Origin of the sequence: Variovorax sp. CF079, assembly GCF_900101545.1 — a bacterium.
Lineage (GTDB): Bacteria > Pseudomonadota > Gammaproteobacteria > Burkholderiales > Burkholderiaceae_C > Variovorax.
Genome location: NZ_FMZU01000010.1, coordinates 100,385 through 126,776 on the forward strand (window position 1 = coordinate 100,385; position 26,392 = coordinate 126,776).

The 26,392-nt window shown below is 66.9% G+C and carries 23 protein-coding genes and 1 tRNA gene; 14 read left to right on the plus strand and 10 right to left on the minus strand.

Going from position 1 to position 26,392, the window contains the following annotated elements; genetic code table 11:
• Window positions 1-9 precede the first annotated feature (9 nt).
• A complete protein-coding gene (locus BLS74_RS15060; RefSeq protein ID WP_093107559.1) occupies window positions 10-1,806 on the minus strand; it encodes an extracellular solute-binding protein in 1,797 nt (598 codons plus the stop codon).
• 37 nt (window positions 1,807-1,843) lie between these two features.
• Here BLS74_RS15060 and fabI point away from each other — a divergent pair, with 37 nt between their 5' ends.
• Complete coding sequence (fabI, locus tag BLS74_RS15065; protein WP_093107561.1) at window positions 1,844-2,638, plus strand: enoyl-ACP reductase FabI; 795 nt, start codon at window positions 1,844-1,846, stop codon at window positions 2,636-2,638.
• Between the two features lie 82 nt (window positions 2,639-2,720).
• Window positions 2,721-3,638, plus strand: coding sequence for a DNA ligase (locus tag BLS74_RS15070; RefSeq protein ID WP_093107563.1), 918 nt, complete (start codon window positions 2,721-2,723; stop codon window positions 3,636-3,638).
• 24 nt (window positions 3,639-3,662) lie between these two features.
• Here BLS74_RS15070 and BLS74_RS15075 read toward each other — a convergent pair whose 3' ends face one another.
• A complete protein-coding gene (locus tag BLS74_RS15075; protein WP_093107565.1) occupies window positions 3,663-4,220 on the minus strand; it encodes a fasciclin domain-containing protein in 558 nt (185 codons plus the stop codon).
• Window positions 4,221-4,340: 120 nt separating this feature from the next.
• Window positions 4,341-6,638 (minus strand): arginine/lysine/ornithine decarboxylase, encoded by a 2,298-nt coding sequence (locus BLS74_RS15080; protein ID WP_093107567.1) that lies wholly within the window; start codon window positions 6,636-6,638, stop codon window positions 4,341-4,343.
• A gap of 110 nt (window positions 6,639-6,748) precedes the next feature.
• Between BLS74_RS15080 and BLS74_RS15085 the strand changes: the two genes are divergently transcribed.
• The 5 genes from BLS74_RS15085 (at window position 6,749) to BLS74_RS15105 (ending at window position 9,213) form a co-directional block, all read left to right on the plus strand.
• Complete coding sequence (locus BLS74_RS15085) at window positions 6,749-7,174, plus strand: NfeD family protein (RefSeq protein ID WP_093107569.1); 426 nt, start codon at window positions 6,749-6,751, stop codon at window positions 7,172-7,174.
• 30 nt (window positions 7,175-7,204) lie between these two features.
• The gene (locus tag BLS74_RS15090; RefSeq protein WP_093107571.1) at window positions 7,205-8,134 is read left to right on the plus strand and encodes an SPFH domain-containing protein; all 930 of its coding nucleotides are present in this window, start codon (window positions 7,205-7,207) and stop codon (window positions 8,132-8,134) included.
• A 36-nt stretch (window positions 8,135-8,170) separates the two neighbouring features.
• Window positions 8,171-8,261 (plus strand) — tRNA-Ser (locus BLS74_RS15095).
• A gap of 140 nt (window positions 8,262-8,401) precedes the next feature.
• Window positions 8,402-8,698, plus strand: a complete 297-nt coding sequence (locus BLS74_RS15100; RefSeq protein ID WP_093107573.1) for a hypothetical protein — start codon at window positions 8,402-8,404, stop codon at window positions 8,696-8,698.
• Between the two features lie 134 nt (window positions 8,699-8,832).
• Complete coding sequence (locus BLS74_RS15105; protein ID WP_093107575.1) at window positions 8,833-9,213, plus strand: response regulator; 381 nt, start codon at window positions 8,833-8,835, stop codon at window positions 9,211-9,213.
• Window positions 9,214-9,257: 44 nt separating this feature from the next.
• Here BLS74_RS15105 and BLS74_RS15110 read toward each other — a convergent pair whose 3' ends face one another.
• The 4 genes from BLS74_RS15110 to BLS74_RS15125 all read right to left on the minus strand — a co-directional run bounded on the left by BLS74_RS15110 (window position 9,258) and on the right by BLS74_RS15125 (window position 12,939).
• Window positions 9,258-10,472 (minus strand): branched-chain amino acid ABC transporter substrate-binding protein, encoded by a 1,215-nt coding sequence (locus tag BLS74_RS15110; protein ID WP_093107577.1) that lies wholly within the window; start codon window positions 10,470-10,472, stop codon window positions 9,258-9,260.
• Between the two features lie 123 nt (window positions 10,473-10,595).
• A complete protein-coding gene (locus tag BLS74_RS15115) occupies window positions 10,596-11,003 on the minus strand; it encodes a hypothetical protein (protein ID WP_093107579.1) in 408 nt (135 codons plus the stop codon).
• Entirely contained in the window at window positions 11,003-11,440 is a 438-nt protein-coding gene (locus BLS74_RS15120; RefSeq protein ID WP_093107581.1) for a DNA polymerase III subunit chi, read from the minus strand. The genes BLS74_RS15115 and BLS74_RS15120 overlap by 1 nt, the downstream gene beginning before the upstream one ends.
• A complete protein-coding gene (locus tag BLS74_RS15125) occupies window positions 11,437-12,939 on the minus strand; it encodes a leucyl aminopeptidase (RefSeq protein WP_093107583.1) in 1,503 nt (500 codons plus the stop codon). Before BLS74_RS15125 ends, BLS74_RS15120 begins: the two co-directional genes overlap by 4 nt.
• 21 nt (window positions 12,940-12,960) lie before the next feature.
• Here BLS74_RS15125 and lptF point away from each other — a divergent pair, with 21 nt between their 5' ends.
• The 6 genes from lptF to BLS74_RS15155 all read left to right on the plus strand — a co-directional run bounded on the left by lptF (window position 12,961) and on the right by BLS74_RS15155 (window position 17,971).
• The gene (gene lptF, locus BLS74_RS15130; protein WP_093107585.1) at window positions 12,961-14,058 is read left to right on the plus strand and encodes an LPS export ABC transporter permease LptF; all 1,098 of its coding nucleotides are present in this window, start codon (window positions 12,961-12,963) and stop codon (window positions 14,056-14,058) included.
• Window positions 14,055-15,164, plus strand: coding sequence for an LPS export ABC transporter permease LptG (gene lptG / locus BLS74_RS15135; protein ID WP_093107587.1), 1,110 nt, complete (start codon window positions 14,055-14,057; stop codon window positions 15,162-15,164). Before lptF ends, lptG begins: the two co-directional genes overlap by 4 nt.
• A gap of 8 nt (window positions 15,165-15,172) precedes the next feature.
• On the plus strand, window positions 15,173-15,541 hold the full coding sequence (locus tag BLS74_RS15140) for a sirohydrochlorin chelatase (RefSeq protein WP_093107589.1): 369 nt from the start codon (window positions 15,173-15,175) through the stop codon (window positions 15,539-15,541).
• A 63-nt stretch (window positions 15,542-15,604) separates the two neighbouring features.
• Window positions 15,605-16,546, plus strand: a complete 942-nt coding sequence (locus BLS74_RS15145; protein WP_093107591.1) for a CysB family HTH-type transcriptional regulator — start codon at window positions 15,605-15,607, stop codon at window positions 16,544-16,546.
• Window positions 16,543-17,703 carry a pyridoxal phosphate-dependent aminotransferase gene (locus tag BLS74_RS15150; RefSeq protein WP_093107593.1) on the plus strand — a complete coding sequence of 387 codons (1,161 nt, stop codon included), beginning with the start codon at window positions 16,543-16,545 and terminating at the stop codon, window positions 17,701-17,703. The genes BLS74_RS15145 and BLS74_RS15150 overlap by 4 nt, the downstream gene beginning before the upstream one ends.
• Before the next feature lie 109 nt (window positions 17,704-17,812).
• Window positions 17,813-17,971: a DUF3309 family protein gene (locus BLS74_RS15155; protein WP_093107595.1), complete on the plus strand. Its 159-nt coding sequence runs from the start codon at window positions 17,813-17,815 to the stop codon at window positions 17,969-17,971.
• 58 nt (window positions 17,972-18,029) lie between these two features.
• Here BLS74_RS15155 and hrpA read toward each other — a convergent pair whose 3' ends face one another.
• Entirely contained in the window at window positions 18,030-21,974 is a 3,945-nt protein-coding gene (hrpA, locus tag BLS74_RS15160; protein ID WP_093107597.1) for an ATP-dependent RNA helicase HrpA, read from the minus strand.
• A 67-nt stretch (window positions 21,975-22,041) separates the two neighbouring features.
• Here hrpA and argA point away from each other — a divergent pair, with 67 nt between their 5' ends.
• Window positions 22,042-23,388, plus strand: coding sequence for an amino-acid N-acetyltransferase (gene argA, locus BLS74_RS15165; protein WP_093107599.1), 1,347 nt, complete (start codon window positions 22,042-22,044; stop codon window positions 23,386-23,388).
• Here the strand turns inward: argA and BLS74_RS15170 are convergent.
• Together BLS74_RS15170 and BLS74_RS15175 are read right to left on the minus strand one after the other, a co-directional pair.
• Window positions 23,375-24,868 (minus strand): M81 family metallopeptidase, encoded by a 1,494-nt coding sequence (locus BLS74_RS15170; RefSeq protein ID WP_093107601.1) that lies wholly within the window; start codon window positions 24,866-24,868, stop codon window positions 23,375-23,377. The genes argA and BLS74_RS15170 overlap by 14 nt on opposite strands.
• Before the next feature lie 10 nt (window positions 24,869-24,878).
• Entirely contained in the window at window positions 24,879-26,387 is a 1,509-nt protein-coding gene (locus BLS74_RS15175) for a M81 family metallopeptidase (RefSeq protein WP_093107603.1), read from the minus strand.
• Window positions 26,388-26,392: the final 5 nt, after the last annotated feature.

Sequence of the window (26,392 nt, forward strand, 5' to 3'; positions counted from 1 at the left end):
ATGACGGCTTCACTTGTTGGCAGGCGATGCCCACCAGGTGCTCATGGCCCAGGCATCGGCTTGGTAATAAGGCGGGATCACATCCGGCAGCACGAAGGGCCGGGGCCGGTAGCCGATCAGGAAGGCGTCGCCGTAGTACTGCGGCACCGAGTAGTAGCCGTGCGAGAGCACGCGGTCGAGCGAACGCATCGCGGCGCTCAATTCGGGCCGCGTGGTGGCGCCGACCACCTTCTGCAGCAGCGCATCGACCGCGGGATCGGCGATGCCCCAGATGTTCGAGGAGCCGTGGGTAGCGGCCGCCTTGGAGCCGAAGAATTCCAGCAGCTCGCCGCCCGGCGCCGTGGTTCCGGGCAGCCGCACCGAGGTCATCTCGAAGTCGAAGTTGTCCATGCGCTGCTGCGAGAGGGAGAAGTCCACCGTGCGAAAGCTCATCTGGATGCCGAGCTTCAGCAAGGCCGTCTGCAACGGCGTCACGACGCGGATCAGCGAAGGCTGGTCGTTCAGAAACTCGATGGTGAAGACCTCGTTCTTGTCGTTGCGCAGGGCACCGTCGCGGTAGGTCCAGCCGGCCTCGGCCAGCAGCGTGCGCGCGCGGCGCAGGTTCTCGCGCAGGCTGCCCGGTGGCGCGGTACTCGGCGAGATCACGGCCGGCCCGAAGACTTCGGGCCGCAGCTTGCTGCGCAGCGGCTCGAGCAGCGCCAGTTCGTCCGGCCTGGGGAGCCCTTCGGCATGGAACTCGCTGTTCGGGTAGTAGCCCTGCACGCGCTTGTACAGGCCGTAGAAGAGCTGCTTGTTGAGCCACTCGAAATCGAAGGCGAGTCCGATGGCCTGCCGCACGCGGATGTCCTTGAACTTCGGGTTGCGGACATTGAACACATAGCCCTGAAAGTCGCCCGGGTTCTGGTTCTCGAACGCACGCTTTCGGATCTCGCCGGACGTGAACTGCTTGCCCGTGTACTGGCGCGCCCAGTTGCGTGAGGTGAACTCGCGCATGAAGTCGAACTCGCCCGCCTTCAGCCCTTCGAAGCGCGAGGTGTCGTCCAGGTAGATCTTGAAGGTGACGCGGTCGAAGTTGAAGAAGCCCTTGCGCACCGGAAGCTCAGCCCCCCAATAGTTCGGGTCGCGCGTGTAGGTGATGTCGCGGCCCATGCGCGGGTTAGAGATCTTGTACGGCCCCGACGCAATCGGCACCTCGGTCGTGACCTGGTCGAAAGGCTTGCCGGCGCCCCAGGCACGGCTGAATACCGCCATTCCGCCCACGACCAACGGCAGCTCGGGATTGGGGCTCGCGAAGTCGAAGCGCACCGTGCGCTCGCCGATGCCCGTGGCGCTCTTCACCTCGGCGTAGATCGTGCGGAATTGGGGTGCCGCCAGCGGCCCCGTGAGCGTGGTGAAGGAGTGCACCACATCGGCCGCGAGCACCGGCGAACCGTCGTTGAAACGCGCTTTGGGATGAAGGCGGAAGGTGGCGGACCGCTTGTCGGGCGCCACCTCGACGTCCTCGGCCAGCAGGCCGTAGGCCGTGGTCGGCTCCTCCGAGTTGCCGGTCAAGAGGCTCTCGAACATCAGGTTGCCGAGGCCTGATGGCGCCGTGCCTTTGAGCGTGAACGGATTGAACTTGTCGAAGTTGGTGGGCCGCGTCGGCGGCACCATGCGGATCTCGCCGCCCTTGGGCGCATTCGGGTTCACATAGCTGAAATGCGTGAAACCCGGCGCGTACTTGACGTCCCCGAACTGCGCGTACGCATGGGCCGCCCACGAGGGGGCTGCCGAGAGCGCCAACACCAGAAGCAGCCAAGCTCGCATGCGAGAATTCTGCACAAGATTTTCACGAGGTCGCTTTATGGGCTTTCTTTCCGGCAAAAAATTCCTGATCACGGGCGTGCTGAGCAACCGTTCCATCGCCTACGGCATCGCCAAGGCCTGCCATCAACAGGGCGCCGAACTCGCGTTCAGCTACGTCGGCGAGCGCTTCAAGGATCGCATCACCGAGTTTGCGGCCGATTTCGATTCGAAGCTCGTCTTCGACTGCGACGTGGGCGACGATGCCCAGATCGCCAAGCTCTTCGCCGATCTCTCGCAGACCTGGCCCACCTTCGACGGCTTCGTCCACAGCATCGGCTTCGCGCCACGCGAAGCGATCGCGGGCGATTTTCTCGACGGCCTGTCGCGCGACGCCTTCAAGGTCGCGCACGACATCAGCGCCTACAGCTTCCCGGCAATGGCCAAGGCGGCCCTGCCCTATCTCAACGACAAGTCGGCGCTGCTCACGCTGACCTACCTGGGCGCGCTGCGCGTGCTGCCCAACTACAACACCATGGGCCTGGCCAAGGCCTCGCTCGAGGCCTCGGTGCGCTACCTCGCCGAGTCGCTGGGCCCCAAGGGCATGCGCGTGAACGGCATCAGCGCCGGCCCGATCAAGACGCTGGCGGCCAGCGGCATCAAGGGCTTCGGCAAGATCCTCTCGGTGGTGGCCGAGGTGTCGCCGATCCGCCGCAACGTGACCATCGAGGAAGTGGGCAACGTGGCCGCCTTCCTGATGAGCGATCTCGCCAGCGGCGTGACGGCCGAGATCACCTATGTCGACGGCGGCTTCAGCCACGTCGTCGGCGGCATCGCCGAACCGGCCGCGGGCTGAGCCTGGTCCAACCGGCGCAGGCCGCCGGCAGCACCTCTCATAATCCCCCGGCTTGTCAATAAAACATGGCGGGGAGTCGATCATGAGTTTTCGCATTCATTCAGGCCGCGCCTTGCAGGCGCCTGCCGAGCTGTCGCGCCGAGCGCTCCTGCTCGGCGCCGTGGCCGCCACATGCACCTTGTCAGCCCCGTCCGGGGCCTTGGCGCGCGACACAGCGGCCCCGACGCTGATGCTCGCCGAGGTGTACCGCCGCGGCATGCCACTCGACGACCATTGGGTCAGCGAGAAGTACGACGGCGTGCGCGGCTACTGGGACGGCAAGCAGCTCTGGACGCGCGGCGGCGAACGCATCGTCGCGCCGGCCTGGTTCACCGCCTCGCTGCCCGCCGTGCCGATGGACGGCGAACTGTGGGCCGGCCGCGGCCGCTTCGCGCAGGCGGTGTCCACGGTGCGCAGCCAGACGCCGAACGACGCGGCATGGCACGAGCTGCACTTCATGGTCTTCGATCTGCCGGCCCAGCCCGGCGACTTCACGGCCCGTCTCGCCGTCTTGCGAAAGCTGCTGCCGATCACGGATGCGCCCTGGCTGGTGCCGGTCCCGCAGCAGCGCGCGACGACGCACGAGTCGCTGCAGGCGCTGCTCGACAAGACGGTGCGCATGGGCGGCGAGGGCTTGATGCTGCACCGGGGAGCTTCGCTCTACCGTGCCGAACGCAACAGCGATCTGCTCAAGCTCAAGCCCTACGACGATGCGGATGCGCGTGTGCTGGCGCATGTTCCAGGCCGCGGCAAGCATGCGGGCCGAATGGGCGCGCTGCTGGTCGAGACGCCCGAGGGCAAGCGCTTCAGGCTCGGCAGCGGCTTCAGCGATGCCCAGCGCAACGAGCCGCCGGCCGTCGGCAGCTGGGTGAACTACCGCTACAACGGCACGAGCCCCGGCGGCCTGCCGAGGTTCGCGCGCTTTCTGCGGGTGCGGGAAGACCTCGCGTCCTCGTCCTGATCGAGGCTCCCGCGTGCTGCTGCCTTACTTGGGCAGCAGCACCTTGTCGACGACGTGGATCACGCCATTGGATTGGTACACGTCGGCCGTGCTCACGGTGGCCCAGCCGCCGTTCTCGTCGCCGACCATGATCTTGCCGCCGCTCGCCTTGGCCGTCAGCGTGCCGCCGGCGGCGGTCTTGAGCGTGGCCATGCCCTTGCCGTCCATGATCTGCCCGCCGAGCGCGGCGGCGTCCAGCCTGCCGGGTACCACGTGGTAGGTCAGGACGGCCGTGAGCTTGCCCTTGTTCTCGGGCTTGAGCAGCGTGTCGACCGTGCCGGCGGGCAAGGCGGCGAAGGCCGTATTGGTCGGCGCGAACACCGTGAACGGACCCGGACCCTTGAGGGTCTCGACCAGGCCGGCGGCCTTGACGGCCGCAACCAGGGTGGTGTGGTCCTTCGAGTTGACGGCGTTGTCGATGATGTCCTTGGTGGCGAACATCGGCGCGCCGCCGACCATGACCTGCGCGACGGCCGAGGCCGCTGCAGCGGCCATCGTGACAGCCAGGGTGAGGGATGCAAGGCGATGGAATCTACGGTTCATGAATAGCTCCTCTGGGATTGAAGCCGCCGCAGAAAGCGCGACGGCTGCAACCAATACGAGGAGCTCGCCGAAGCGGATTCAAAGCACCGCGCGCAATCCTGCGCCGTGGCTGATCCTTCTTCAGTCGGCGTTGCGGACGCAGTCCGCGTAGTAGCGCTTCTTGCCGTTCTCGTCGACGCGCGCCACCAAGCCGTGGATGTCGGTCTCGAAGCCCGGGCACTCCGTATTGAACTGCCGCGCGAACTTGAGGTAGTCGACGATCTTCTTGTTGAAGACCTCGCCCGGGATCAGGAGCGGAATGCCCGGCGGGTACGGCGTGATCAGGCTGGTGGTGATGCGGCCTTCGAGCTCGTCGATCTCCACGCGCTCGGTCTTGCGGTGCGCAATGTGCGCGTAGGCGTCGCTCGGCTTCATCGCCGGCGTCAGGTCACTCAGGTACATCTCGGTCGTGAGGCGCGCGACGTCGTAGCGCGCGTAGAGCTGGTGGACGTGCTGGCACAGGTCGCGCAGGCCGAGGCGCTCGTAGCCCGGATGCTGCTGGCAGAACTCGGGCAGGATGCGCCACATCGGCTGGTTGCGCGCGTAGTCGTCCTTGAACTGCTGCAGCGCGGTGAGCAGCGTGTTCCAGCGGCCCTTGGTGATGCCGATGGTGAACATGATGAAGAAGCTGTAGAGCCCCGTCTTCTCGACGATCACGCCATGCTCGGCCAGGAACTTGGTGACGATGCTGGCGGGAATGCCGGTCTCGGCAAACTTGCCCTGCAGGTCCAGGCCCGGCGTCACGATGGTCGACTTGATCGGGTCGAGCATGTTGAAACCGTCGGCCAGCTTGCCGAAGCCGTGCCAGTTGCGCGAACCGTTCTTGCCGTTCGTGCCGGTGCGCGATTCGCCTTCCATGATCCAGTCGCTCGCGCGGCCGATGCCCTCTTCGACCAGCTTCTCGGGTCCCCAGACCTTGAACCACCACTCGTCCGCGCCGAACTCGGCTTCGACCTTGCGCATCGCGCGGCGGAAGTCCAGCGCTTCGAGGATGCTCTCTTCCACCAGCGCGGTGCCGCCGGGCGGCTCCATCATCGCGGCCGCGACGTCGCAGCTGGCGATGATCGCGTACTGCGGGCTGGTCGACGAATGCATCAGGTAGGCCTCGTTGAAGAGGTCGCGGTCGAGCGCGCGGTTCTGCGAATCCTGCACCAGCACGTGGCTGGCCTGGCTGATGCCGGCCAGGAGCTTGTGGGTCGACTGCGTCGCGAACACCAGCGACTCCTTGGGACGCACGCGCCGCTTGCCCATGGCGTGGTAGGCGCCGTAGAACGGGTGGAAGGCTGCGTGCGGCAACCAGGCCTCGTCGAAGTGCAGCGTATCGACGTAGCCGTCGAGCATGCCCTTGATGGTTTCGGTGTTGTAGATCACGCCGTCGTAGGTCGATTGCGTGAGCGTCATCACGCGCGGCTTGACCCGGTCGGCATCCACGTGCGAGAGCAGCGGATTGGCGCGGATCTTGGCCTTGATGGCCGACGGCTCGAATTCGCTCCGCGGGATCGGGCCGATGATGCCGAAGTGGTTGCGCGTCGGCTTCATGAAGACGGGAATAGCGCCCGTCATGATGATCGCGTGCAGCACCGACTTGTGGCAGTTGCGGTCGACCACCACCACGTCGTCGGGCGCCACCGTGTGGTGCCACACCATCTTGTTGCTGGTGCTGGTGCCGTTGGTCACGAAGAAGCAGTGGTCGGCATTGAAGATGCGCGCCGCATTGCGCTCGCTGGCCGCCACCGGGCCGGTGTGGTCCAGCAGCTGGCCGAGTTCCTCGACTGCGTTGCAGACGTCGGCGCGCAGCATGTTCTCGCCGAAGAACTGGTGGAACATCTGGCCCACCGGGCTCTTCAGGAAGGCAACGCCGCCCGAGTGGCCCGGGCAATGCCAGGAGTACGAGCCGTCCTCCGCGTAGTCGATCAGCGCCTTGAAGAACGGCGGCTGCACGCCTTCGAGGTAGCTCTTGGCTTCGCGGATGATGTGGCGGGCCACGAACTCCGGCGTGTCCTCGAACATGTGGATGAAACCGTGCAGCTCGCGCAGGATGTCGTTTGGGATGTGGCGCGAGGTCTTGGTCTCGCCGTAGATGTAGATCGGCACGTCGGCGTTCTTGCGCCGCACCTCGCCGATGAAGTTGCGCAGGTTCAGCACGGCCGGGTCGAGGTCGGGGCCGACGGTGAACTCCTCGTCGTCGATCGACAGGATGAAGGCGCTGGCGCGGCTTTGCTGCTGGGCGAACTGGCTCAGGTCGCCGTAGCTCGTGACGCCCAGCACCTCGAAGCCTTCTTTCTCGAAAGCCTGCGCCAGGGCGCGGATGCTGAGCCCCGAGCTGTTCTCGGAGCGGAAGTCCTCGTCGATGATGACGATGGGAAAGCGGAATTTCATGAGCGCGGCTCCGGACTGGCAAATAGGCGCGAAGTGTACGGAATTCAGATGAAGGAATTGATCGGCTTTTGACTCAGAATGTCGTGCCTTCAATAAAGAGAGGAGTCGTCATGGCGAGTTCCACCGTCTGGTGGTTGATTGCGGGAGGGGCCATCGTGCTGGAGCTGCTCTCCGGCACGGTCTACCTGCTGCTGTTGAGCGCGGGCTTCGCTGCGGCGGCGGTGGCGGCCCATGCGGGCGCCAGCCTGACCACCCAGCTGGTGGTCGCGGCGGTGGTGGGGGTGGGCGCCGTGCTCATCTGGCACATCATCCGCCGTCGGCGGCCGGCCGAGCCGCCGACCGCCGCCAACCGCGACGTCAACCTGGATATCGGCGAGAGCGTCTACGTCGACGCCTGGAATCCCGACGGCACCGCCACCGTGCGCTACCGCGGCGCGCAATGGACCGTGGTGCCCCGCGCCGGAAGCACGCCGTCGATCGGCGAGCACCGCGTGGCCGAGGTGGTCGGCAGCCGCCTGGTCGTCGACAAGATCTGACAAGAAGCAAGAACCGAAAAGGAAGCATTCATGGAACTCGCAGTCCCCCTCGTCATCCTGGTTATCGCGATCATCGTCATCAGCCAGTCGATCAAGTTCGTGCCGCAGCAGAACGCCTGGGTGCGCGAGCGCCTGGGCAAGTACCACAACACGATGACCCCCGGACCCAACTTCCTGATCCCCTTCATCGACAAGGTGGCCTACAAGCACAGCCTGAAGGAAATCCCGCTCGACGTGCCGAGCCAGATCTGCATCACGCGCGACAACACGCAGCTGCAGGTCGACGGCATCCTGTACTTCCAGGTGACCGACCCGATGCGCGCGAGCTACGGCTCGTCCAATTACATCGTGGCCGTCACTCAGCTCGCGCAGACCTCGCTGCGCAGCGTGATCGGCAAGCTCGAGCTCGACAAGACCTTCGAGGAGCGCGACATCATCAACGCCCAGGTCGTGGCCGCCATCGACGAGGCCGCGCTGAACTGGGGCGTGAAGGTGCTGCGCTACGAGATCAAGGACCTGACGCCGCCCAAGGAAATCCTCCAGGCCATGCAGCGCCAGATCACGGCCGAGCGCGAAAAGCGGGCGCTGATCGCGGCCTCCGAAGGCCGCCGCCAGGAGCAGATCAACATCGCCACCGGCGAACGCGAAGCCTTCATCGCTCGCTCCGAGGGCGAGAAGCAGGCGCAGATCAACAACGCGCAGGGCGAGGCGGCAGCCATCACCGCGGTGGCCCAGGCGACCGCCGGCGCCATCGAGCGCGTGGCGGCCGCGATCCGGCAGCCGGGCGGCGAACAGGCCGTGCAGCTCAAGGTGGCCGAGCGCGCGGTCGATGCCTACGGCAAGGTCGCGGCCGACGCCACGACCACGCTGATCGTGCCGAGCAACATGACCGAGACCGCGGCGCTCATCGCCTCGGCGATGCGCATGGTGCAGGCCGGAAAGACATCGGGCACCGCCTGAGATCGATTCGTCCCCGCTGCTACAATTGCGGGCTTCGGAGCGGTGGATGAGCGGTTTAAGTCGCACGCCTGGAAAGCGTGTGAGGGTTAATAGCCCTCCGCGGGTTCGAATCCCGCCTGCTCCGCCAGGAAAAACCGATCCAGTTCCCTCCCATCGCACATGGGAGTCGTCGTGAAAGCCCCGTACCCGGGGCTTTTTCGTTTGGGGGTCGTCGGGCGACAGAGTACCATCGCCTTACTTTTTTCCATCCCCAGAGAAGGAGCTCGGATGGCCGGACAAAGCAAACCGGATCGGGCCGCAGCGCCGCTCGATCAGGCCCTGGACAAGACCGAAGCGGTGGCTGCCGAGGTGCAGCGCGCATCCGACGACCTGGCCGTCATCAACACGGTGCTGGAACAGGAGCTTCCGGACGAAGTGCAGGTGGGCGACGTCGCACAGGCCATCGAGCACACCGGCCAGCTTGAAAAGAAGCTGGCCGAGTCGGCCGAGACGCTCGCCGAAGTCAACGCAACCTTGGCGGAGGAGATCGAGAAGCGTACCGAACGAGAGCGCGACGCCGGCTGATGCATTCGCTCGCGGTTGGCAGTCGAGCGTCCGTCTGCTTTCTCCTACGCAATGAGTTGGCGGCTGTCGCTAGGAACCCGGCAGGCCTCCCGCGCTAGGCTGGCATTCCCACAGCCCGGAAACCCGGAAACCACATGGCCCTCTTCACCTTCCTCGTCGAAGACAACAGGACCATCCGGGACAACCTGATTCCGGCCCTGGAGGATCTGGCGCATGCCCGGATCGTCGGCGCGGCCGAGACCGAGAAGGACGCGACCGATTGGCTGGCCTCCCATGCGAGCGAATGGCAGTTGTTGATCGTGGACCTGTTCCTCAAGGAGGGCTCCGGCCTGGGCGTGCTGCGCAACTGCAGGGAGCGCACGCCACTACAGCGCGCCGTGGTCCTCAGCAATTACGTCAACGCGGACATCCGCGCACGCTGCATGGCGCTCGGTGCGGACGCCGTGTTCGACAAGTCGAAGGAGCTCGATGCCTTCTTCGACTACTGCAACGATGCCAGCCGCTCGACAGCATGAAAAAAGGGCCCGAAGGCCCTTTTTTATTCTGGCAATCGGGCTTCTCAGCTCGCTCCGCGCACCACGGCGATCTGCGTACGCGCACCACCCTTGTAGGTGTAGAGCGTCAGTGCACCGTTCTTGATGTCGCCCTTTTCGTCGAAGGCGATCGGGCCGGTCACGCCCTTGTACTGGACCTTGCCGAGTTCGGGCAGGTACTTGGCCGGGTCGGAAGAACCGGCCTTGACCATCGCTTCGGCCAGCACGTTGACCGCGTCGTAGACGTACGGCGCGTAGATCTGCACTTCGACGCCGTTCTTGGCCTTGAACTTGGTCTTGAAGTCTTCGAGCGGCTGCTTGAAGTCGCCTTCGACACCGCCTGCTTCCGCGCAAACGACCATTTCCTCGCCGATCGCATCGCCGGCCAGCTTGGCCAGTTCGCCGGTGCACAGGCCGTCGCCGCCCATGAACTTGACGTTCATGCCGAGCTGCTTGACCTGCTTGAGCATCGGGCCGCCCACCGCGTCCATGCCGCCGAAGAACAGCACGTCGGGCTTGGCACCCTTGAGCTTGGTCAGGATGGCGTTGAAGTCGGTCGACTTGTCGGTCGTGAACTCGTGGCCGACGATGTTGCCGCCGGCGGCCTTGGCGGCCTTCTCGAACTCTTCCGCCACGCCCTGGCCGTAAGCGGTACGGTCGTCGATCACGGCGATGTTCTTGCCCTTCAGCGTTTCGACCGCGTACTTGCCCAGCGTGCCGCCGAGTTGCGTGTCGTCAGCCACCACGCGGAAGGTGGTCTTGAAGCCCTGGCGGGTGTACTTGGGGTTGGTTGCCGAAGGCGAGACCTGCGGAATGCCCGCATCGCTGTACAGCTTGGAAGCAGGGATCGAGGTGCCCGAGTTCAGGTGGCCAACCACGCCGTTGACCTTGCTGTCGACCAGCTTCTGGGCCACTGCGGTGCCCTGCTTCGGGTCACCCGCGTCGTCTTCTGCCAGCAGTTCGAACTTGGCAACCTTGTCACCGATCTTGAGGCCCTTGGCATTGAGGTCTTCGATGGCCATGCGCGCGCCGAATTCGTTGTCCTTGCCGAGGTGGGCAATGGCGCCGCTCGTGGGGCCCACGTGACCGATCTTGACCACCAGTGCATCCGCCGGAGGTGCGGCAGGCGCGGGTGCCGCTGCAGTCGGTGCGGGCGCGGCGGGCGCAGCTGCTTCTTCCTTCTTGCCGCAAGCCACGAGCGTGAGAGCAGCCAGTGCGACCGCAGTCCATTTCAATTGCATGGGAACCTCCAGAACATTGATAAATAAGAGTACATAGCGGTCTATCGATCCGCGTGCGAAGACTCAGCAAGTTCCGCGCCGCAGGACCCGTAGCGCCCCCGCGCTTTCGACCTGGCGCGCAGTTTAGCCCAAGCTTTGTGCGCCAAATGCTGGCGTAGACCCTGTGTTGTCAGAAAGCTCCTGGGCCAGCGCTTCGCTCACCAAAGCACGCAGCACGGTCTCTATTTCGCCGCGCAAACGCGGGATCATGGTGTCGAGCTGCTGCTGAACAGCAACTGACACGGCGTCGCTCACGCGCTCCTCGAGCGACAGGTCGATGCGCTGCAACACGCGGTGCAGCAACTGCTCTTCGAGCCGGAAGGCGTCGGCCTCCGACAGCAGCGCCTGGGGGTCCAGCGCGACCGCTTGCGAGGGCTCGGGCACTGCAGGTGCGACCGGCTCCGGCAGGGGCTCGGCACCGGGCGCAGGCCCGGGCGGCAGCTCCAGCACGGTCGTCAGCGTGGGCACGAAACGCGGAGGGGTGCGCTGCATCAGGCGGTACTCCCGGCAAAGTCATGGCGCTGGATCGCATAGCCGCGTTCCGCGTAGTGCCGCCAGCGCTTGCGGCCCGCGAGCCGGTCGGCGTCGTCGGCGCTCACGATGTCGATCAAGCGCTCGAAGCGTTCGAAACCAGCGGGCAGTTCCGCACCCAGGTTCACCAGCACCTGCTGATGCGGCAGCGGCGCAGCGCCGCTTTCGGCCAGCACGACCGGCGAACGCGCCACCGTGTGCGGCTCGCCGTCGCTGCGGCAATGGGCGATGAACTCGGCCGGCGCAAAGGTCCACAGGGCCAGGTCGACCGCATCCAGCAACTGGGGATCAGCCACCACCACCACACGCGCGCCGCGCGCGCCCACGGCCTTGCGCAGCAGCCGGCAGGCGTAGTTCACCTTGTCCGGCGTGTTGAAGTGGAAGTCGATCTCGGTCACGTTGCCGACCGGGTCTTGGCGCTCTTGCGGGACTTGCGCGGCGCTGTCTTCACGGCCGCCTTGCGGGCCCGCTTCAGCAAATAGGTCAGCAGCAGCCCGACCGGCCGCCCCGTCGCGCCCTTGGCCGCACCGCTCTTCCAGGCCGTGCCCGCAATGTCCAGGTGGGCCCATTGGAAATCGCCCGCGAAGCGCTGCAGGAACTTGGCGGCGGTGATCGCCCCGCCCGCGCGGCCGGCGATGTTGGCCACGTCGGCGAAATTGCTCTTGAGGCCCTCGGCGTAGTCCTCGTCCAGCGGCATCCGCCAGCAACGGTCCTGCGCTTCTTCGCCGGCGGCTTCGAGCGCAGCGGCCAACGTGTCGTCGCTGGCAAAGAGACCGCTGCGCACGCCGCCCAGCGCGATCACGCAAGCGCCGGTCAGGGTGGCGATGTCGATCACCGCAGCCGGCTCGAAGCGCTTGGCATAGTTCAGCGCGTCGCACAGGATCAGACGGCCTTCGGCATCGGTGTTAAGCACCTCGATGGTCTGGCCGCTCATGCTGGTGACGACGTCGCCGGGTTTGACCGCGCGGCCGTCGTTCATGTTCTCGCACGACGGAATCAGCCCGACCACGTTGAGGGCGGGCTGGATGTCGCCGAGCGCGCGGAACACGCCGAGCACGCTCGCGGCGCCGCACATGTCGAACTTCATCTCGTCCATCTCGGCCGCCGGCTTGAGCGAAACGCCGCCGGTGTCGAAGGTGATGCCCTTGCCGACCAGGACCACCGGCGCCTCATCCTTGGGCGCGCCCTGGTAGCGCAGCACGATGAAGCGCAAGGGTTCGGCCGATCCCTGCGCGACCGCGCTGAACGCCCCCATGCCGAGCTTCTCCACTTCCTTCGGGCCCAGCACTTCGCACTTCACGCACGGCAGCGCGGCCAGCTTGCGCGCCGCATCGGCCAGCAGCGAGGGGGTGCAATAGTTGCCGGGCCGATTGCCCCACTCCTTGGCCAGTTCGATGCCCGCGACCATGGCCGTGGCCTCGTCGAAAGCTTCTCGCAGCGGCCCCGCCTCCGTGACGCCGAAGCCCAGGTAGCGGATCGAGCGCGGCTCGGCCTTGGACTTGGAGGTCGTGTAGACGTAGCTCGCGTCGGCGGCCGCGGCGATCGCGCAGCGCAGACCGGCAGAGTCCGCGGCCTGCGCGAAGACGATGAGGACGCGCCTGGGGTCGCCGGACTTGGCCGCATTGACCGCGGCAAGCACACCGGCGCGCACCGACGCAGGCTTGCCGTCGCCCACCGAAGCCAGCACCACGCGCGGCGCCGCGACGTGCGCCGGGCGGTACAGCGCCAGCAGCTTGCCGGCCTTGTCGGGGAGGTCGCCGGCCTTGCGGGCCTCCGCGATCAATGTGGCGATGGCATCCTTGGAGGGGGTGGTGCCGGCGGCAACGAGCACGATCAGCACATCGGCTTTTTCGGCGGCAGCCTGAGCGGTGGAGAGGGTCTTGAGTTGAAAGTCCATAATCCTTTTTTTCCCTCGACGATGTTATTCCATTCCTCTTTACGCAAGGAGCTGTCCCGCAGCTTCGGCGCCACCCTCGTGGTTCTGGCCACCATCGTGATGACCATGATGCTGATCCGCACGCTCGGACTGGCATCGCGGGGCAGCGTGAATCCGTCCGAGGTCTTCCTCGTGATGGCCTACACGGTGCTCGGCTACATGCCGACGATCCTGAGCCTCAGCCTGTTCATCTCGATCGTCGGCACCCTGTCGCGCATGTACCGCGACAGCGAGATGGTGATCTGGTTCTCGAGCGGGCGCGGCCTGGCGGATTTCGCGCTGCCGCTGTTCCGCTTCGCCTGGCCGGTGCTGCTGCTGATCGCCGTGTTCGCGCTGGTCGGCTGGCCATGGGCCAACTCGCAGACCCAGGGGATGCGCGAACAGTACCAGCGCCGCGGCGACATCGAGCGCGTGTCGCCCGGCGAGTTCCGCGAGTCGGCCGGGCGCAACCGCGTGTTCTTCATCGACAAGGACACACCGGATGGCGCCACCGCCACGAACGTTTTCATCTCCTCGATCGAGCGCAACATGCAGATCATCACATCGGCCCGCAGCGGCCGCATGGAAGACATCGGAGAAGCGCGCTACCTCATGCTCAGCAATGGCCAGCGCGTCTCGCGGACATTGGATGGGCTGGAGCTCAAGATCAGCGAGTTCGACACCTACGGCGCCAAAGTCGGCGGCGACGAGGGGGTCTCGACGGACACGAGCCCGGTGCGCACCCGCACCACGCTGACCCTGCTGCGGGAACCGAATACGGCCAATCGCGGCGAACTGGCCTGGCGCATCGGCATGATGCTCGCGGCCATCAATTTCGTGCTGCTGGCGCTGACCCTGACGAGTGTGAATCCGCGCGTGGGCCGCAGCGGCAATCTGCTCTTCGCGTTGTTCGCTTTCGTCCTCTACTACAACATGCTCAATCTCGGCCAGAACTGGGTGGGCTCCGGCCGCTACAGCATGGGCGGCTTCATGCTGGCGCTGCACGGCGGCGCGCTGCTGCTCGGCCTGCTCTGGCTTGCCAAGCGACACTTCAACTGGGGCCGCCCGCGCCTGCGGCCCGCAACGCCACCCCACGCGTGAAAACCATCCGTCGACTGATCTACGTGGAGGTGCTGAAGGCCGTGGCCTTCGTCACCCTCGGCTTCCTGAGCCTGTTCTTCTTCTTCGACTTCGTCGACGAACTGCAGTCGATCGGCAAACCGGGGAGCGGCGCCTACGGGGCCGCCCAGGCCCTGGTCTTCGTGACGCTGCTGATCCCGAGCCACCTGTACGAGCTGCTGCCGATCACCGTGCTGATCGGCACCATCTTCGTGATGGCGCGGCTCGCGCAGAGCTCCGAATACACGATCCTGCGCACCAGCGGTCTCGGGCCCTGGCGCGCGCTGCGCACGCTGCTGCTGCTGGGACTTGGCTTCGTGTTCCTGACCTTCGCTGTCGGCGACTATGTCTCGCCGGCTTCGGACCGGACTGCCCAGCTGCTCAAGTCGCGCTACCAGGGCGTCTTCACGCTCGCGGGCAACACGGGCGCCTGGCTGAAGGAAAAGCAGGGCGACATGTCCTACGCGGTCAACGTGGTCTCGATGGCGCGCGACGGCACGCTGAAGGATCCGCGCATCTTCGAGTTCGACGGCAACGGCTTCGTGACCTCGCAGACCACCGCATCCTTCGCGCGCATCCTGGATGGCCATTGGGCGCTCTTCGGCGTCGAACGGCAGCAGTACGACACGCGCAACGCGGCAGACCGGGCTCGCATCGTCACCACCAAGATTGCGGCGCTGGACTGGCCGAGCTCGCTCACGCGCGAGATGGTGTCGGTCGCCCTGCTGCGTCCGGACCGCATGCGCACGCTCGACCTGTTCGAATACATCCAGCATCTCAACGCCAACGGCCAGACCGCGCAGCGCTACGAGATCGAGTTCTGGCGCAAGGTGTTCTATCCGCTGTCCTGCCTCGTGATGGTGGTGCTCGCCCTGCCCTTCGCTTACCTGCATTTCCGCCAGGCCGGCATCACGGCCTACGTGTTCGGCGGCGTGATGATCGGCATCAGCTTTTTCCTGTTGAACAACGTGTTCGGCTACCTGGGCAACCTCAGCAACTGGTGGCCCTGGATCACGGCGGCGGCGCCCGGCCTGATCTACACGGTGATGTCGCTGGCCGCTTTCAGCTGGCTGGTGCTGCGGCGGTAGCGGCCCTGATGACGGCCGCGACAGGCATCGTTCTCTTTGCGCACGGCTCGCGCGACGAGCGCTGGCGTGCGCCGGTGGAGGCCGTGGCGCGTCGCGTCGCGGCGCTCGATCCCTCGGCCCGTGTCGCCTGCGCCTACCTCGAATTGGTGGCGCCGGACCTGCGCACCGCGGCGGCAGAGCTGATCGCCGGCGGGGCCGGCGCCATCCGCGTGGTGCCGCTCTTTCTCGGCATGGGAAAGCATCTGCGCGAAGACCTGCCCGGCTTGCTCGACGCGCTGCGTGCCTTGCATCCGGGGGTCGTCTTCTCGCTCGCGCAGGCCGTCGGCGAAGAGCCGGAAGTGATCGATCTGCTGGCTCGCGTGGCACTCAAATCCTGAACTTGCGGTGCTTTCGATAGACATCGAAGGCATAATGAATTCCGAATTAAGACGGAATTTGTTATGAATCTTCACCAGTTCAAATTCGTGCAGGAAGCGGTTCGGCGCAACCTCAATCTGACTGAAGCGGCCAAGGCACTTCACACCTCGCAGCCCGGCGTGTCCAAGGCCATCATCGAACTCGAGGAAGAACTGGGCGTGGAAATCTTCGCGCGCCACGGCAAGCGCCTCAAGCGCGTGACCGAACCCGGCCAGCATGTGCTCGCAAGCATCGAACTGATCATGCGCGAGGTCGGCAACCTCAAGCGCATCGGCGAGCAGTTCAGCGCCCAGGACAGCGGCACGCTTTCGATCGCCACCACGCACACGCAGGCGCGCTACGTGCTCCCGGTGCCGGTGGCGAAGCTGCGCGAGGCCTATCCCAAGGTCAACGTGAGCCTGCACCAGGGCTCGCCCGACCAGGTGGCGCGAATGGTGATCGACGAGATCGCGGAGATCGGCATCGCGACCGAATCGCTGTCCGACTACGCCGATCTCGTGACCATCCCCTGCTACGAATGGCAGCACGTGCTCGTGCTGCCCAAGGAGCATCCGCTCGCGAGCAAGGAGCGCATCTCGCTGGAGGACATCGCGGCCGAGCCGATCATCACCTACCACCCTTCCTTCACCGGCCGCACGCGCATCGACCATGCGTTCGCGCACAAGAAGCTCACGCCGCGCATCGCGCTCGAGGCCATCGACTCCGACGTCATCAAGACCTATGTGCGGCTCGGTCTCGGCGTCGGCATCGTGGCCGAGATGGCGGTGCGCGACGATTCCAATGCCGATCTCGTGGTGCGGCCGATGGGCCATGTGTTCGGCACCAACATCGCACGCGTCGCATTCAAGCGCAGCGCCTACCTGCGCAACTTCGTCTTCAAATTCGCCGAGCTGCTCTCCGACCGGCTCGATCGCAACCTGATCGCCAAGGCCTTGAGCGGTCATCACCAGGACTACGAGCTGTGAGCATCGCCCGCACCCCCGACGTCAAGACCAAGCTGCCTACCGTCGGCACGACCATCTTCACCGTGATGTCGGCGCTCGCCGCCGAGAAGAAGGCAGTGAACCTCGGCCAGGGTTTTCCGGATTTCGACTGCGACCCGAAGCTGCTCGAAGCCGTCACCCGCGCGATGGCGGCCGGCCACAACCAGTACCCGCCGATGCCCGGCATCCCCGCCCTGCGCGAAGCGATCGCGGCGAAGATCTCGACGCTCTACGGGCACGGCTACGACCCGAACACTGAGATCACCATCACCGCCGGCGCAACGCAAGCGATCATCACGGCGATCCTCGCGGTGGTGCACGCGGGCGACGAGGTGATCGTGCTCGAGCCCTGCTACGACAGCTACGCGCCCAACATCGACCTGGCCGGCGGCACCGTGGTGCGCGTGCCGCTCACGCCCGGCAGCTTCCGCCCCAACTTCGACAAGATCGCGGCCGCGATCACGCCGCGCACGCGCGCCATCATCGTCAACACGCCGCACAACCCCAGCGCCACCGTGTGGACCGAAGCGGAGATGCGCCGCCTCGAGGAACTGCTCGCGCCCACCGACGTGCTGGTGATCAGCGACGAGGTCTACGAGCACATGGTCTACGCCGGCGCGCGCCACGAAAGCGCGGCGCGTTTCCCGGGCCTCGCGGCGCGCACCTTCATCGTCAGCAGCTTCGGCAAGACCTACCACGTGACCGGCTGGAAGGTCGGCTACGTGGCCGCGCCAGCGGCGCTCAGCGCCGAGTTCCGCAAGGTGCACCAGTTCAACGTGTTCACCGTGAACACGCCGATGCAGCATGCGCTGGCAAGCTACATGGCCGACCCCGCGCCCTACCTCGAACTGCCGGCCTTCTACCAGCACAAGCGCGACCTGTTCGCGGCCGGCCTGGCCAGGACGCGGCTCAAGCTGCTGCCCAGCGCCGGCACCTACTTCCAGTGCGTGGACATCAGCGAGGTCAGCGACCTCGGCGAGTCCGACTTCTGCCAGTGGCTCACGAGCGAGATCGGCGTCGCCGCGATTCCGCTCTCGGCCTTCTATGCCGACGGTTTCGACCAGCGCGTGGTGCGCTTCTGCTTCGCCAAGAAGGACGAGACGCTCCAGACAGCCATCGACCGACTGGCGCGGCTCTGACACGAACGGTAGGAGAGTCCTGACCGCCGGAGGGCGCGCCTTCCGGCGATGGATTCGCCTGCCGATGCCGAGCATGGACTCCTCCATACAAAAGACCTAGGAGAAATCCATGTCGCTCTCAATGATCCTGCTGATCGTTCTGATCCTGCTCCTGGTCGGCGCGTTGCCGAGCTGGGGCTACAGCCGCAGCTGGGGCTATGGCCCGAGCGGCGGCCTGGGTCTGGTGCTGCTGGTGGTGATCGTGCTGCTCCTCATGGGGCGCATATAGGTGGCACGAACGCTTGAAAGCAAAGCCCGCTTCGGCGGGCTTTTTTTTGGGTCCACGCTCAGCTTTCGAGTTGCACCCACAGCTTGTCGAGCCGCTTGACGCTGACCGGCTGCGGCGTGCGCAGCTCCTGCGCGAAGAAGCTCACGCGCAACTCCTCGAGCAGCCAGCGGAACTCGCTCATGCGTTCGTCGAGCGCGCCCTTGCGCTCGGCCAGGAGGCGCCAGTAGCGCTGCTCCTGCGGCCGCAGCTCCGCGAGCCGCTCTGCATCCCGCGCCGGGTCGGCCCGCAGCTTGTCGAGCCTCAGGGTGATGGCCTTGAGGTAGCGCGCGAAGTGCGCAAGCCGCGGCCAGGGCGTGTCGGCGATGAAACGCTTGCCGACCAGGCGCTGCAATTGCTGCGCCGCGTCGGCCGTGGCGGCGGGCTGGATCTTCGTGTCCTTGATCTTGCGCACGGCGAGCGTGTACTCGGCAAGGATGGTGCCGGCCAGCCGCGCGACCTCGTTGGCGATCAGCGTGAGCCGCCCGCGGCCCTCGTCCACGCGCTGCTTGAACGCCGCCTCGTCGGCCGGCAGCGGCTCCTGCAGAAAGGCCCGCTCGAGCGCCACGTCGACGATCTGGGCGCGCAGTTCCTCCGCCGTGCCGAGCGGCATGTAGGCGACCGCCATCTTCTGCAGGTCGGGGATGTTCTTCTCGAGGTACTTGAGCGCATCCTTCTGCTGCAGTGCGAACAGGCGGCGCAGGCCGGCACGATGCTTCGCGGCGGCCACCGCCGGTTCGTCGAAGACCTCGATCGTCACCGCGTCGCCGCCGTCGACCAGGGCCGGAAAGCCGATCAGCGACTGCGCGCCGCGCCGCACTTCCATCAGCTCCGGCAGCTCGCCGAAGGTCCATGCCGTGTAGCGCTGGCCTGCCGGCAGCGCGGGCGCCGCCGGCGCCTTGGCCGCGGCCTTGTTCTCGGCCGGCGCAGATGCATCGGGCTTCTCGACGGACGCCTTGACGTTGAGTCCCGCCAGCGCCTGGAACGCGCCGCGCGCCTGCGCGCCCAGCTCCGCCTTCAGCGCGCCGAGGCTGCGCCCCATGCCGAGCTGGCGGCCGTGCTCGTCGACCACGCGCAGGTTCATGAACAGGTGCGGCGGCAGCATGTCGAGCTTGAAGTCGGTCCGCTTCACGTCGAGGCTGGTCTGCTCGCGCACGCGTTTCAGCAGCGCATCGGTCAGCGAACCGTGGCCGAAGACCTCGGGTGCGGCCAGCTGCTCCGCGAGGCGCGCGGCCGAGTCGGGCAAGGGCACTAGGCGGGCGCGCGGCTTCTGCGGCAGGCTCTTCAGCAGCGCCTGCACCTTGTCCTTCAGCATGCCGCTCACCAGCCATTCGCAGCGTTCCTCGCTGACCTGGTTCAACACGAAGAGCGGCACGGTGACCGTCAATCCATCCTTGGCATCGCCGGGCTCGTGCAGGTAGGTCGCGGCGCAATCGACGCCGCCCAGCCGGATCGTCGGCGGAAAGGACTGGGTCGTGATGCCGGCGGCCGTGTGCCGCATCAGCTCCTCGCGCGTCAGGAACAGCAGCCGCGGCTGCTCCCTCGACGTTTGCCGGTACCAGCTCTCGAAAGCGAGGCCGCTCGACACATCGGGCGGCAGCTGGGCGTCGTAGAAGGCGTAGATCAGCTCGTCATCGACCAGCACGTCCTGCCGGCGCGACTTGTGCTCGAGACCCTCGACCTCGCGCACCAGCTTGCGGTTGGCGGCGAGAAAAGGCAGCTTGCTTTCCCACTGCCCGCCGACCAGCGCCTCGCGGATGAAGATCTCGCGCGCGGCCACCGGGTCGACCTTGCTGAAGTCCACGCGCCGCCCGCTGTAGACCACCAGCCCGTAGAGCGTGGCGCGCTCCAGCGCCGCGACCTGCGCGCCCTTCTTCTCCCAGTGCGGGTCGAGCAGCTGCTTCTTGAGCAGATGGCCCGCGACCTGTTCCAGCCACTGCGGCTCGATGTTCGCGATGCCGCGGCCGAAGAGGCGCGTGGTTTCGACCAGCTCGGCCACGACGATCCAGCGGCCGGGTTTCTTCTTCAGATGCGCGCCGGGATGGCGGTAGAACTTGATGCCGCGCGCGCCGAGGTACTCCGAAGCCTGTCCTGAGCCTGTCGAAGGGTCCTCCAGCTTCCAGCCGATGTTGCCGAGCAGGCCGGAGAGCATCGAAAGGTGGAGCGGTTCGTAGCCCGCCGGCTCGCTGTTGATGCGCCACTTGTGCTCGGTGACTACCGTGAGCAATTGCGAATGGATGTCGCGCCACTCGCGCACGCGGCGCACGTTGATGAAGTTTTGCCGGAGCAGCGATTCGTACTGGCGGTTGCTGAGCTTGTGGGTGTCGCCATGGCCGCCGCGCGCGTCGTTGATCCACTTCCATAACCGCAGATACCCGCTGAACTCGCTCTTCTCGTCGTCGAACTTCGCATGCGCCTGGTCGGCCTGCTGCTGCGCCTCCATCGGCCGATCGCGCACGTCCTGCACCGACAGCGCGCTCGCGATCACCAGCACCTCTTCGAGCGCGCCGCGCGTGCGTGCCTCCAGGATCATGCGGCCGACCCGCGGATCGAGCGGCAGCCTGGCCAATTCGGCCCCCATCGGCGTGAGCTCGTTCGCGTCGTCGACCGCGCCGAGCTCGTTGAGCAGCTGGTAGCCGTCGGCGATCGCGCGCCGCTGCGGCGCTTCGAGAAAAGGAAAGCGCTCGACGTCGCCCAGCCGCAGCGACTTCATGCGCAGGATCACGCCGGCCAGCGAGGAGCGCAGGATCTCCGGATCGGTGAAGCGCGGCCGGCCTACGAAATCCTTCTCGTCGTAGAGCCGGATGCAGATGCCGTCGGCGACCCGGCCGCAGCGCCCCGCACGCTGGTTGGCCGCGGCCTGGCTGATCGGCTCGACCAGCAGCTGTTCCACCTTGCTGCGGAAGCTGTAGCGCTTGACGCGCGCGGTACCGGCATCGATCACGTAGCGGATGCCCGGCACCGTCAGCGAGGTCTCGGCGACGTTGGTGGCCAGCACGATGCGGCGACCGGTGTGGCCGTCGAAGATGCGGTCCTGCTCGGCCTGCGACAGGCGTGCGAACAACGGCAGCACCTCGGCGCTGCGCATCAGCGGCTGATGGCTCAGATGCTTGCGCAGGTGGTCGGCGGCCTCGCGGATCTCGCGTTCGCCGGGCAGGAAGACCAGGATGTCGCCGGCGTTGTGCGGATCGCGCCAGAGCTCGTCGACGCCGTCGGCGATGGCATTGGCGAGGTCGTAGTCGCGCGACTCCTCGAAGGGGCGGTAGCGCTGCTCCACCGGGAACATCCGGCCCGAAACCGTGATCGTGGGCGCAGGAGTCATTGGCCCCCACGCTCCGCGCTGCGCGTCGTCGCTGCCCCCCGAGGGGGCCGCGCCCGCCTTGGGGCGGCCCGGCGCCGGGCGGGCCGACGCGAAATGCCGCGCGAACCGGTCCGCATCGATGGTGGCCGAGGTCACGATGACCTTGAGATCCGGCCGCCGCGGCAGGATTTCGCGCAGGTAGCCGAGCAGGAAATCGATGTTCAGCGAGCGCTCGTGCGCCTCGTCGATGATCAGCGTGTCGTAGGCCTTGAGCAGCGGATCGGTCTGCGTCTCGGCCAGCAGGATGCCGTCGGTCATCAGCTTGACCGAGGCGTCGCGCGCCAGCCGGTCCTGGAAACGCACCTTGAAGCCGACCACCTCGCCCAGCGGCGTCTTGAGCTCCTCGGCGATGCGCTTGGCCACCGACGATGCGGCTATGCGCCGCGGCTGCGTGTGGCCGATCAGGCGGCCCTTGCCAGGGGGCGCATTGAGCTTGCCCCGACCCAGGGCCAGCGCGATCTTGGGCAACTGCGTGGTCTTGCCCGAACCCGTCTCGCCGCAGACGATCACGACCTGGTTCGCCTCGATGGCGGCCATGATTTCGTCGCGCCGGGCCGACACCGGCAGGGATTCTGGAAACTCGATTCGAAGTGGGGACGAAGACAAGGCTGGCAGTTCGGGGAAAATCGTCGATTATCTTGCGCCCGAACTTTTCGCCTGCCCTACCCCGCCAATGTCCACCGTCTTCAATTTCACCTTCGTCCCCTGGTTCCGCTCGGTGGCGCCCTACATCCACATGCACCGCGGCAAGACCTTCGTGGTCGCGATGGCGGGCGAGGCCATCGCGGCCGGCAAGCTGCCCAGCATCGCGCAGGACCTGGCGCTGATCCAGAGCATGGGCGTCAAGGTGGTGCTGGTGCACGGTTTCCGGCCGCAGGTCAACGAACAGCTGCGCGCCAAGGGCCACGAGGCCAAGTACTCGCACGGCATGCGCATCACCGACGAGGTGGCGCTCGACTGCGCGCAGGAGGCGGCCGGACAGCTGCGCTACGAGATCGAGGCCGCCTTCAGCCAGGGCCTGCCGAACACGCCGATGGCCGGTTCCACCGTGCGCATGATCTCGGGCAACTTCATCACCGCGCGGCCGGTCGGCGTGGTCGACGGCGTCGACTTCCAGCATTCGGGCCTGGTGCGCAAGGTCGATGCCGCCGGCATCCGCCGCGGGCTCGACTTCGGCGCCATGGTGCTGATGTCGCCCTTCGGCTTCTCGCCCACCGGCGAGGCCTTCAACCTCACGATGGAAGAAGTCGCGACCAGCGTGGCGATCTCGATCCAGGCCGACAAGCTGATCTTCCTGACCGAGGTTCCAGGCATTCCGCAGGACACCAGCCAGCCCGTCAGCGAGGACAACCCCATCGACACCGAGCTGCCGCTCGACAGCGCCAGGAAGCTGCTGGCCTTCTTGGCGCCGCCCCAGACCCCGACCGACACGGCCTTCTACCTGCAGCACTGCGTCAAGGCCTGCGAGGCGGGCGTGGAGCGCAACCACATCATCCCCTTCTCGGTGGACGGCTCGCTGCTGCTCGAGGTCTACGTGCACGACGGCATCGGCACCATGGTGATCGACGAGAAGCTCGAATCGCTGCGCGAGGCGACGGCGGACGACATCGGCGGCATCCTGCAGCTCATCGAACCCTTCGAGCGCGACGGCACGCTGGTCAAGCGCAGCCGCACCGAGATCGAGCGCGACGTCGGCCAGTACACGGTGATCGAGCACGACGGCGTGATCTTCGGCTGCGCGGCGCTCTACCCCTATCCTGAGGCGAAGACCGCGGAGATGGCGGCGCTCACGGTCTCGCCCCAGTCGCAGTCGCAAGGCGACGGCGAACGCATCCTCAAGCGCGTCGAGCAGCGCGCCAAGGCCAGCGGGCTGGAAAGCATCTTCGTGCTGACCACGCGCACCATGCACTGGTTCCTGAAGCGCGGCTTCCAGCAGGTCAACCCCGACTGGCTGCCCGAGGCGCGCAAGCGCAAGTACAACTGGGACCGCAAGAGCCAGGTGCTGGTCAAGAAGCTGTAGCCGAATAAGAAGGCTCGTCGAACGGATGCAGCGGTCGCGCGAGCCGCTCGAACGGGAACAGCGAATAGTCCGAACTGGTGACACCCGGGCTGTCGCACTCCACCAGCCCGGCGGCGATGGGCACGAAGACCGGCCGGCAGTACATGCGCGACTTCAGCAGCAGGAAGCGCGCACGGCGCGGATCGAGGCCGACGCTTTCGAAGGTGCCCAGGTCCCAGGGCTCGTGCGTGCGCTCGGTGACGACGATCTGCGCCGCGCCGATGTCGAACACCGCCGAGCGGCCCATGCAGGCGCGCTGGCCGGTGTAGGTCGGCCCCGTGATCACGTACTCCCCGTCGGTGAGCGCGCGCACGGTGCCGCGCAGCCGCACCGGCGGCGTGCTGCGGCCGATCTGCACCAGCGGGCGCTTGTGGCCGAGCAGCAGCTCGATCTCGGCGCCGATGCCGGCCTCGGCGCATTGCGCGAGCGCTTGCGGATCGCACAGCAGGCCGGCCTGGATGCCCTGCATGCCGGCCGCAAGCGCCGCCATCAGCACGTCCATGGTGTCGCAGCTGCCGCCCGACATGCAGTTGTCGCCGTGGTCGAGCAGCAGCACCGGCCGATCGGCCTGCACCGCCAGCTTGCGGGCGCGCGCCAGCGATTGCGCCAAGGGCTCGGACCGATAGACGAAGTCCGCACGCGCCGCCCAGATGCGCTCCGCCAGCGCAGCCGCCACCCGGTCGGCCGCTGCGGCGTCGCCGTCGCCCACCACCACCACGCTGATGCAAGGGTTCGGGATGTCGGCCAGGCTGAAGCCGGCGAGGATCGAGACTGCGGCCATGCCATCGGCTTCCGCCGCGCGTGCCGCCGCGACCGCGTCGCGCATCGCGCCTTCGGCGGTGGCGCTGCGCAGCGTGTGCGTCATCAACGGCAGCCGGCGCCAGGCCAGCACGGGACGGCAAAGTCCGTCCAGCTTGGTGAACAGCAAGCGTCCTGCGTGCTCGCCGGTCTCGTACATGTCGACATGCGGATAGGTCTTGAAGCTCACGATCACGTCGGCGTGGTCGATCATCTTCTGCGTCACGTTGCCGTGCAGGTCGAGCGCCACGGCAACGGGCACGCCCGGCGCGGCAGCCCGAATGCGCGCCAGCAGATCGCCCTCGCCGTCGTCGCTGCCTTGGGCGACCATCGCGCCGTGCAGATCGAGCAGCACGGCATCGCAGCCGGGCAATGCGTCGACGATGCAGTCGCAGATCGCGGCGTACGCGGCCGCCTCCACTCGGCCGCTCGGGTTGGCCGATGCCGAGATCGGCGTCACCATCTCCGCACCCCTTGCCCGCGCCAGGTCGATGAAAGCCGACATGGCGGTGCGCCCGCCCTCGGCCTCGCGCCGGGCGTCGATGCCATACAGCGGCCCCTTGTTGCCGAAGGCCGAAAGCGGCGTGGGCACCGGCGAGAAGGTGTTGGTCTCGTGATTCATCCGGGCGATGAGGACTTTCATGCTGCGCTCCTCAATCCGGCACCCGGGGCGATGTCGATGCCGCCAGCCGGGTCCATGGCAGGTCCGACGGATCGGCGGACATCGGGCCCGGCGCGCGCGCCACCAGGATCTCATGCGCGATCGGCGCGAAGTCGGCGCGGAAATGCACCGAGCTCTTGTTGACGAGAATCTTCATCTGCTCAGGCTCGATGCCCACGCAGCGGTACAGCGCGCGGTCGAGCATCTGCTTCTTGCCGCTGGCGACCACGACCAGCACGCCGTCCACGTCCAGGCAGGCGCAAGGGCCGAGCCGGACTCGCACGCCCGTCATCATCGGCCCCTGCAGCACGATGCCGCCTTCATGCAGCGCGCGCACCGTGCATTCGGCTTCCACCGGCGGGTCGCTCCATTGCCCCGACCAGGTGGGTACCGAGCGGCCCAGCGCCAGGCGCAGGCGCGCGCCCCGCCCCGCGGCATGCGCCGCCGCGGCGGACTCGGGGTCGTACAACAGCCCGAGCGCTACCTGCTGTGGAAAGCGCTGTCCTGCGCCCGCGCGACGCAGCGCATGCAGCATGCCGGTGGTGTTGCTGTCGGCGCCGGCGCCAGGGTTGTCCTGGGTGTCGGCGATGACCACCGGGCGTGCGGCCGGCCCCGCCAGTTCGATGGCCTGGGCCACGGCATCATCCGGCGTCCAGGTGGCTACGCGCCAGCGCACTGCCGGCTCGCAGATGTCGGTGTACAGCGTGTCCACCACGGCTTGGGCCGCGTCGCCGTAGGCCCAGACCATCGGCCCGCACTCGGGGAAATCGGCCGCCGGAAAACCCATCGCCACGCTGGCGATGGTGGCGTGGCGTACGTCCAGCCCGGGCAGCTGACGGTAGACCGCACCGGCCGGCTCGATCATGGTGCAGCCGGCGTTGATCGGGATCAGGAAGGGGATGCGGCGCGCCGCGACAGGCTCGCGTGCGCCACGCGCGAGGCGCCGTTCCAGCAGCTGCGCGGCCAGCCGGCCGGTCGCTTCGGTGTCCACGTGCGGATAGGTCCGGTAGGCCACCAGCGCATCGGCCAGCTCGAGCATTTGCTGCGTCACGTTGGCATGCAGATCCAGGCTGGCGACGATCGGCATCTCGGGCCCGACCAGCGCGCGCAGGCGTGCCAGCAGCTCGCCCTCGGCGTCGTCGACGTGTTCGGCCACGGCGGCACCATGCAAGTCGAGGTAGATGGCATCCAGTCCCGGCCCGGCCAGCGCGCTGCGCGCCGCCTCGACGATGGTGCCCGCGATGCGCTCGAAAGCGTCGCGCGTCACCTGCGCCGAGGGCGTGGCGCCGGCCCAGCAGGACGGCAGCAGTTGCCAGCCGCGCGCCTGCGCCTCGGCGATGAAGCCGCCCGCCGGCAGGCTGGAGCCGGTGAAGCGCTCCAGCATCGCCGGCCCTTCCGCATAGGCCGGGAAGCTGTCGCCGCGCAGAAAGGCGGCCCAGTCGGCACGTGTCGGAGCGAAGGTGTTGGTCTCGTGCTGGAAGCCGGCGATCAGGATGTTCATGGGTG

Bases quoted from the DNA above. Each gene is read 5' to 3' on its own strand.
- argA (WP_093107599.1), top strand. From the start codon at position 22,042: ATGTCCACCGTCTTCAATTTCACCTTCGTCCCCTGGTTCCGCTCGGTG.
- BLS74_RS15155 (WP_093107595.1), top strand. From the start codon at position 17,813: ATGTCGCTCTCAATGATCCTGCTGATCGTTCTGATCCTGCTCCTGGTC.
- BLS74_RS15070 (WP_093107563.1), top strand. From the start codon at position 2,721: ATGAGTTTTCGCATTCATTCAGGCCGCGCCTTGCAGGCGCCTGCCGAG.
- BLS74_RS15085 (WP_093107569.1), top strand. From the start codon at position 6,749: ATGGCGAGTTCCACCGTCTGGTGGTTGATTGCGGGAGGGGCCATCGTG.
- BLS74_RS15060 (WP_093107559.1), bottom strand. From the start codon at position 1,806: ATGCGAGCTTGGCTGCTTCTGGTGTTGGCGCTCTCGGCAGCCCCCTCG.
- fabI (WP_093107561.1), top strand. From the start codon at position 1,844: ATGGGCTTTCTTTCCGGCAAAAAATTCCTGATCACGGGCGTGCTGAGC.
- BLS74_RS15145 (WP_093107591.1), top strand. From the start codon at position 15,605: ATGAATCTTCACCAGTTCAAATTCGTGCAGGAAGCGGTTCGGCGCAAC.
- BLS74_RS15105 (WP_093107575.1), top strand. From the start codon at position 8,833: ATGGCCCTCTTCACCTTCCTCGTCGAAGACAACAGGACCATCCGGGAC.
- BLS74_RS15125 (WP_093107583.1), bottom strand. From the start codon at position 12,939: ATGGACTTTCAACTCAAGACCCTCTCCACCGCTCAGGCTGCCGCCGAA.
- BLS74_RS15110 (WP_093107577.1), bottom strand. From the start codon at position 10,472: ATGCAATTGAAATGGACTGCGGTCGCACTGGCTGCTCTCACGCTCGTG.
- BLS74_RS15080 (WP_093107567.1), bottom strand. From the start codon at position 6,638: ATGAAATTCCGCTTTCCCATCGTCATCATCGACGAGGACTTCCGCTCC.
- BLS74_RS15170 (WP_093107601.1), bottom strand. From the start codon at position 24,868: ATGAAAGTCCTCATCGCCCGGATGAATCACGAGACCAACACCTTCTCG.
- BLS74_RS15100 (WP_093107573.1), top strand. From the start codon at position 8,402: ATGGCCGGACAAAGCAAACCGGATCGGGCCGCAGCGCCGCTCGATCAG.
- BLS74_RS15090 (WP_093107571.1), top strand. From the start codon at position 7,205: ATGGAACTCGCAGTCCCCCTCGTCATCCTGGTTATCGCGATCATCGTC.
- BLS74_RS15115 (WP_093107579.1), bottom strand. From the start codon at position 11,003: ATGCAGCGCACCCCTCCGCGTTTCGTGCCCACGCTGACGACCGTGCTG.
- BLS74_RS15140 (WP_093107589.1), top strand. From the start codon at position 15,173: ATGACGGCCGCGACAGGCATCGTTCTCTTTGCGCACGGCTCGCGCGAC.
- BLS74_RS15175 (WP_093107603.1), bottom strand. From the start codon at position 26,387: ATGAACATCCTGATCGCCGGCTTCCAGCACGAGACCAACACCTTCGCT.
- lptF (WP_093107585.1), top strand. From the start codon at position 12,961: ATGTTATTCCATTCCTCTTTACGCAAGGAGCTGTCCCGCAGCTTCGGC.
- BLS74_RS15075 (WP_093107565.1), bottom strand. From the start codon at position 4,220: ATGAACCGTAGATTCCATCGCCTTGCATCCCTCACCCTGGCTGTCACG.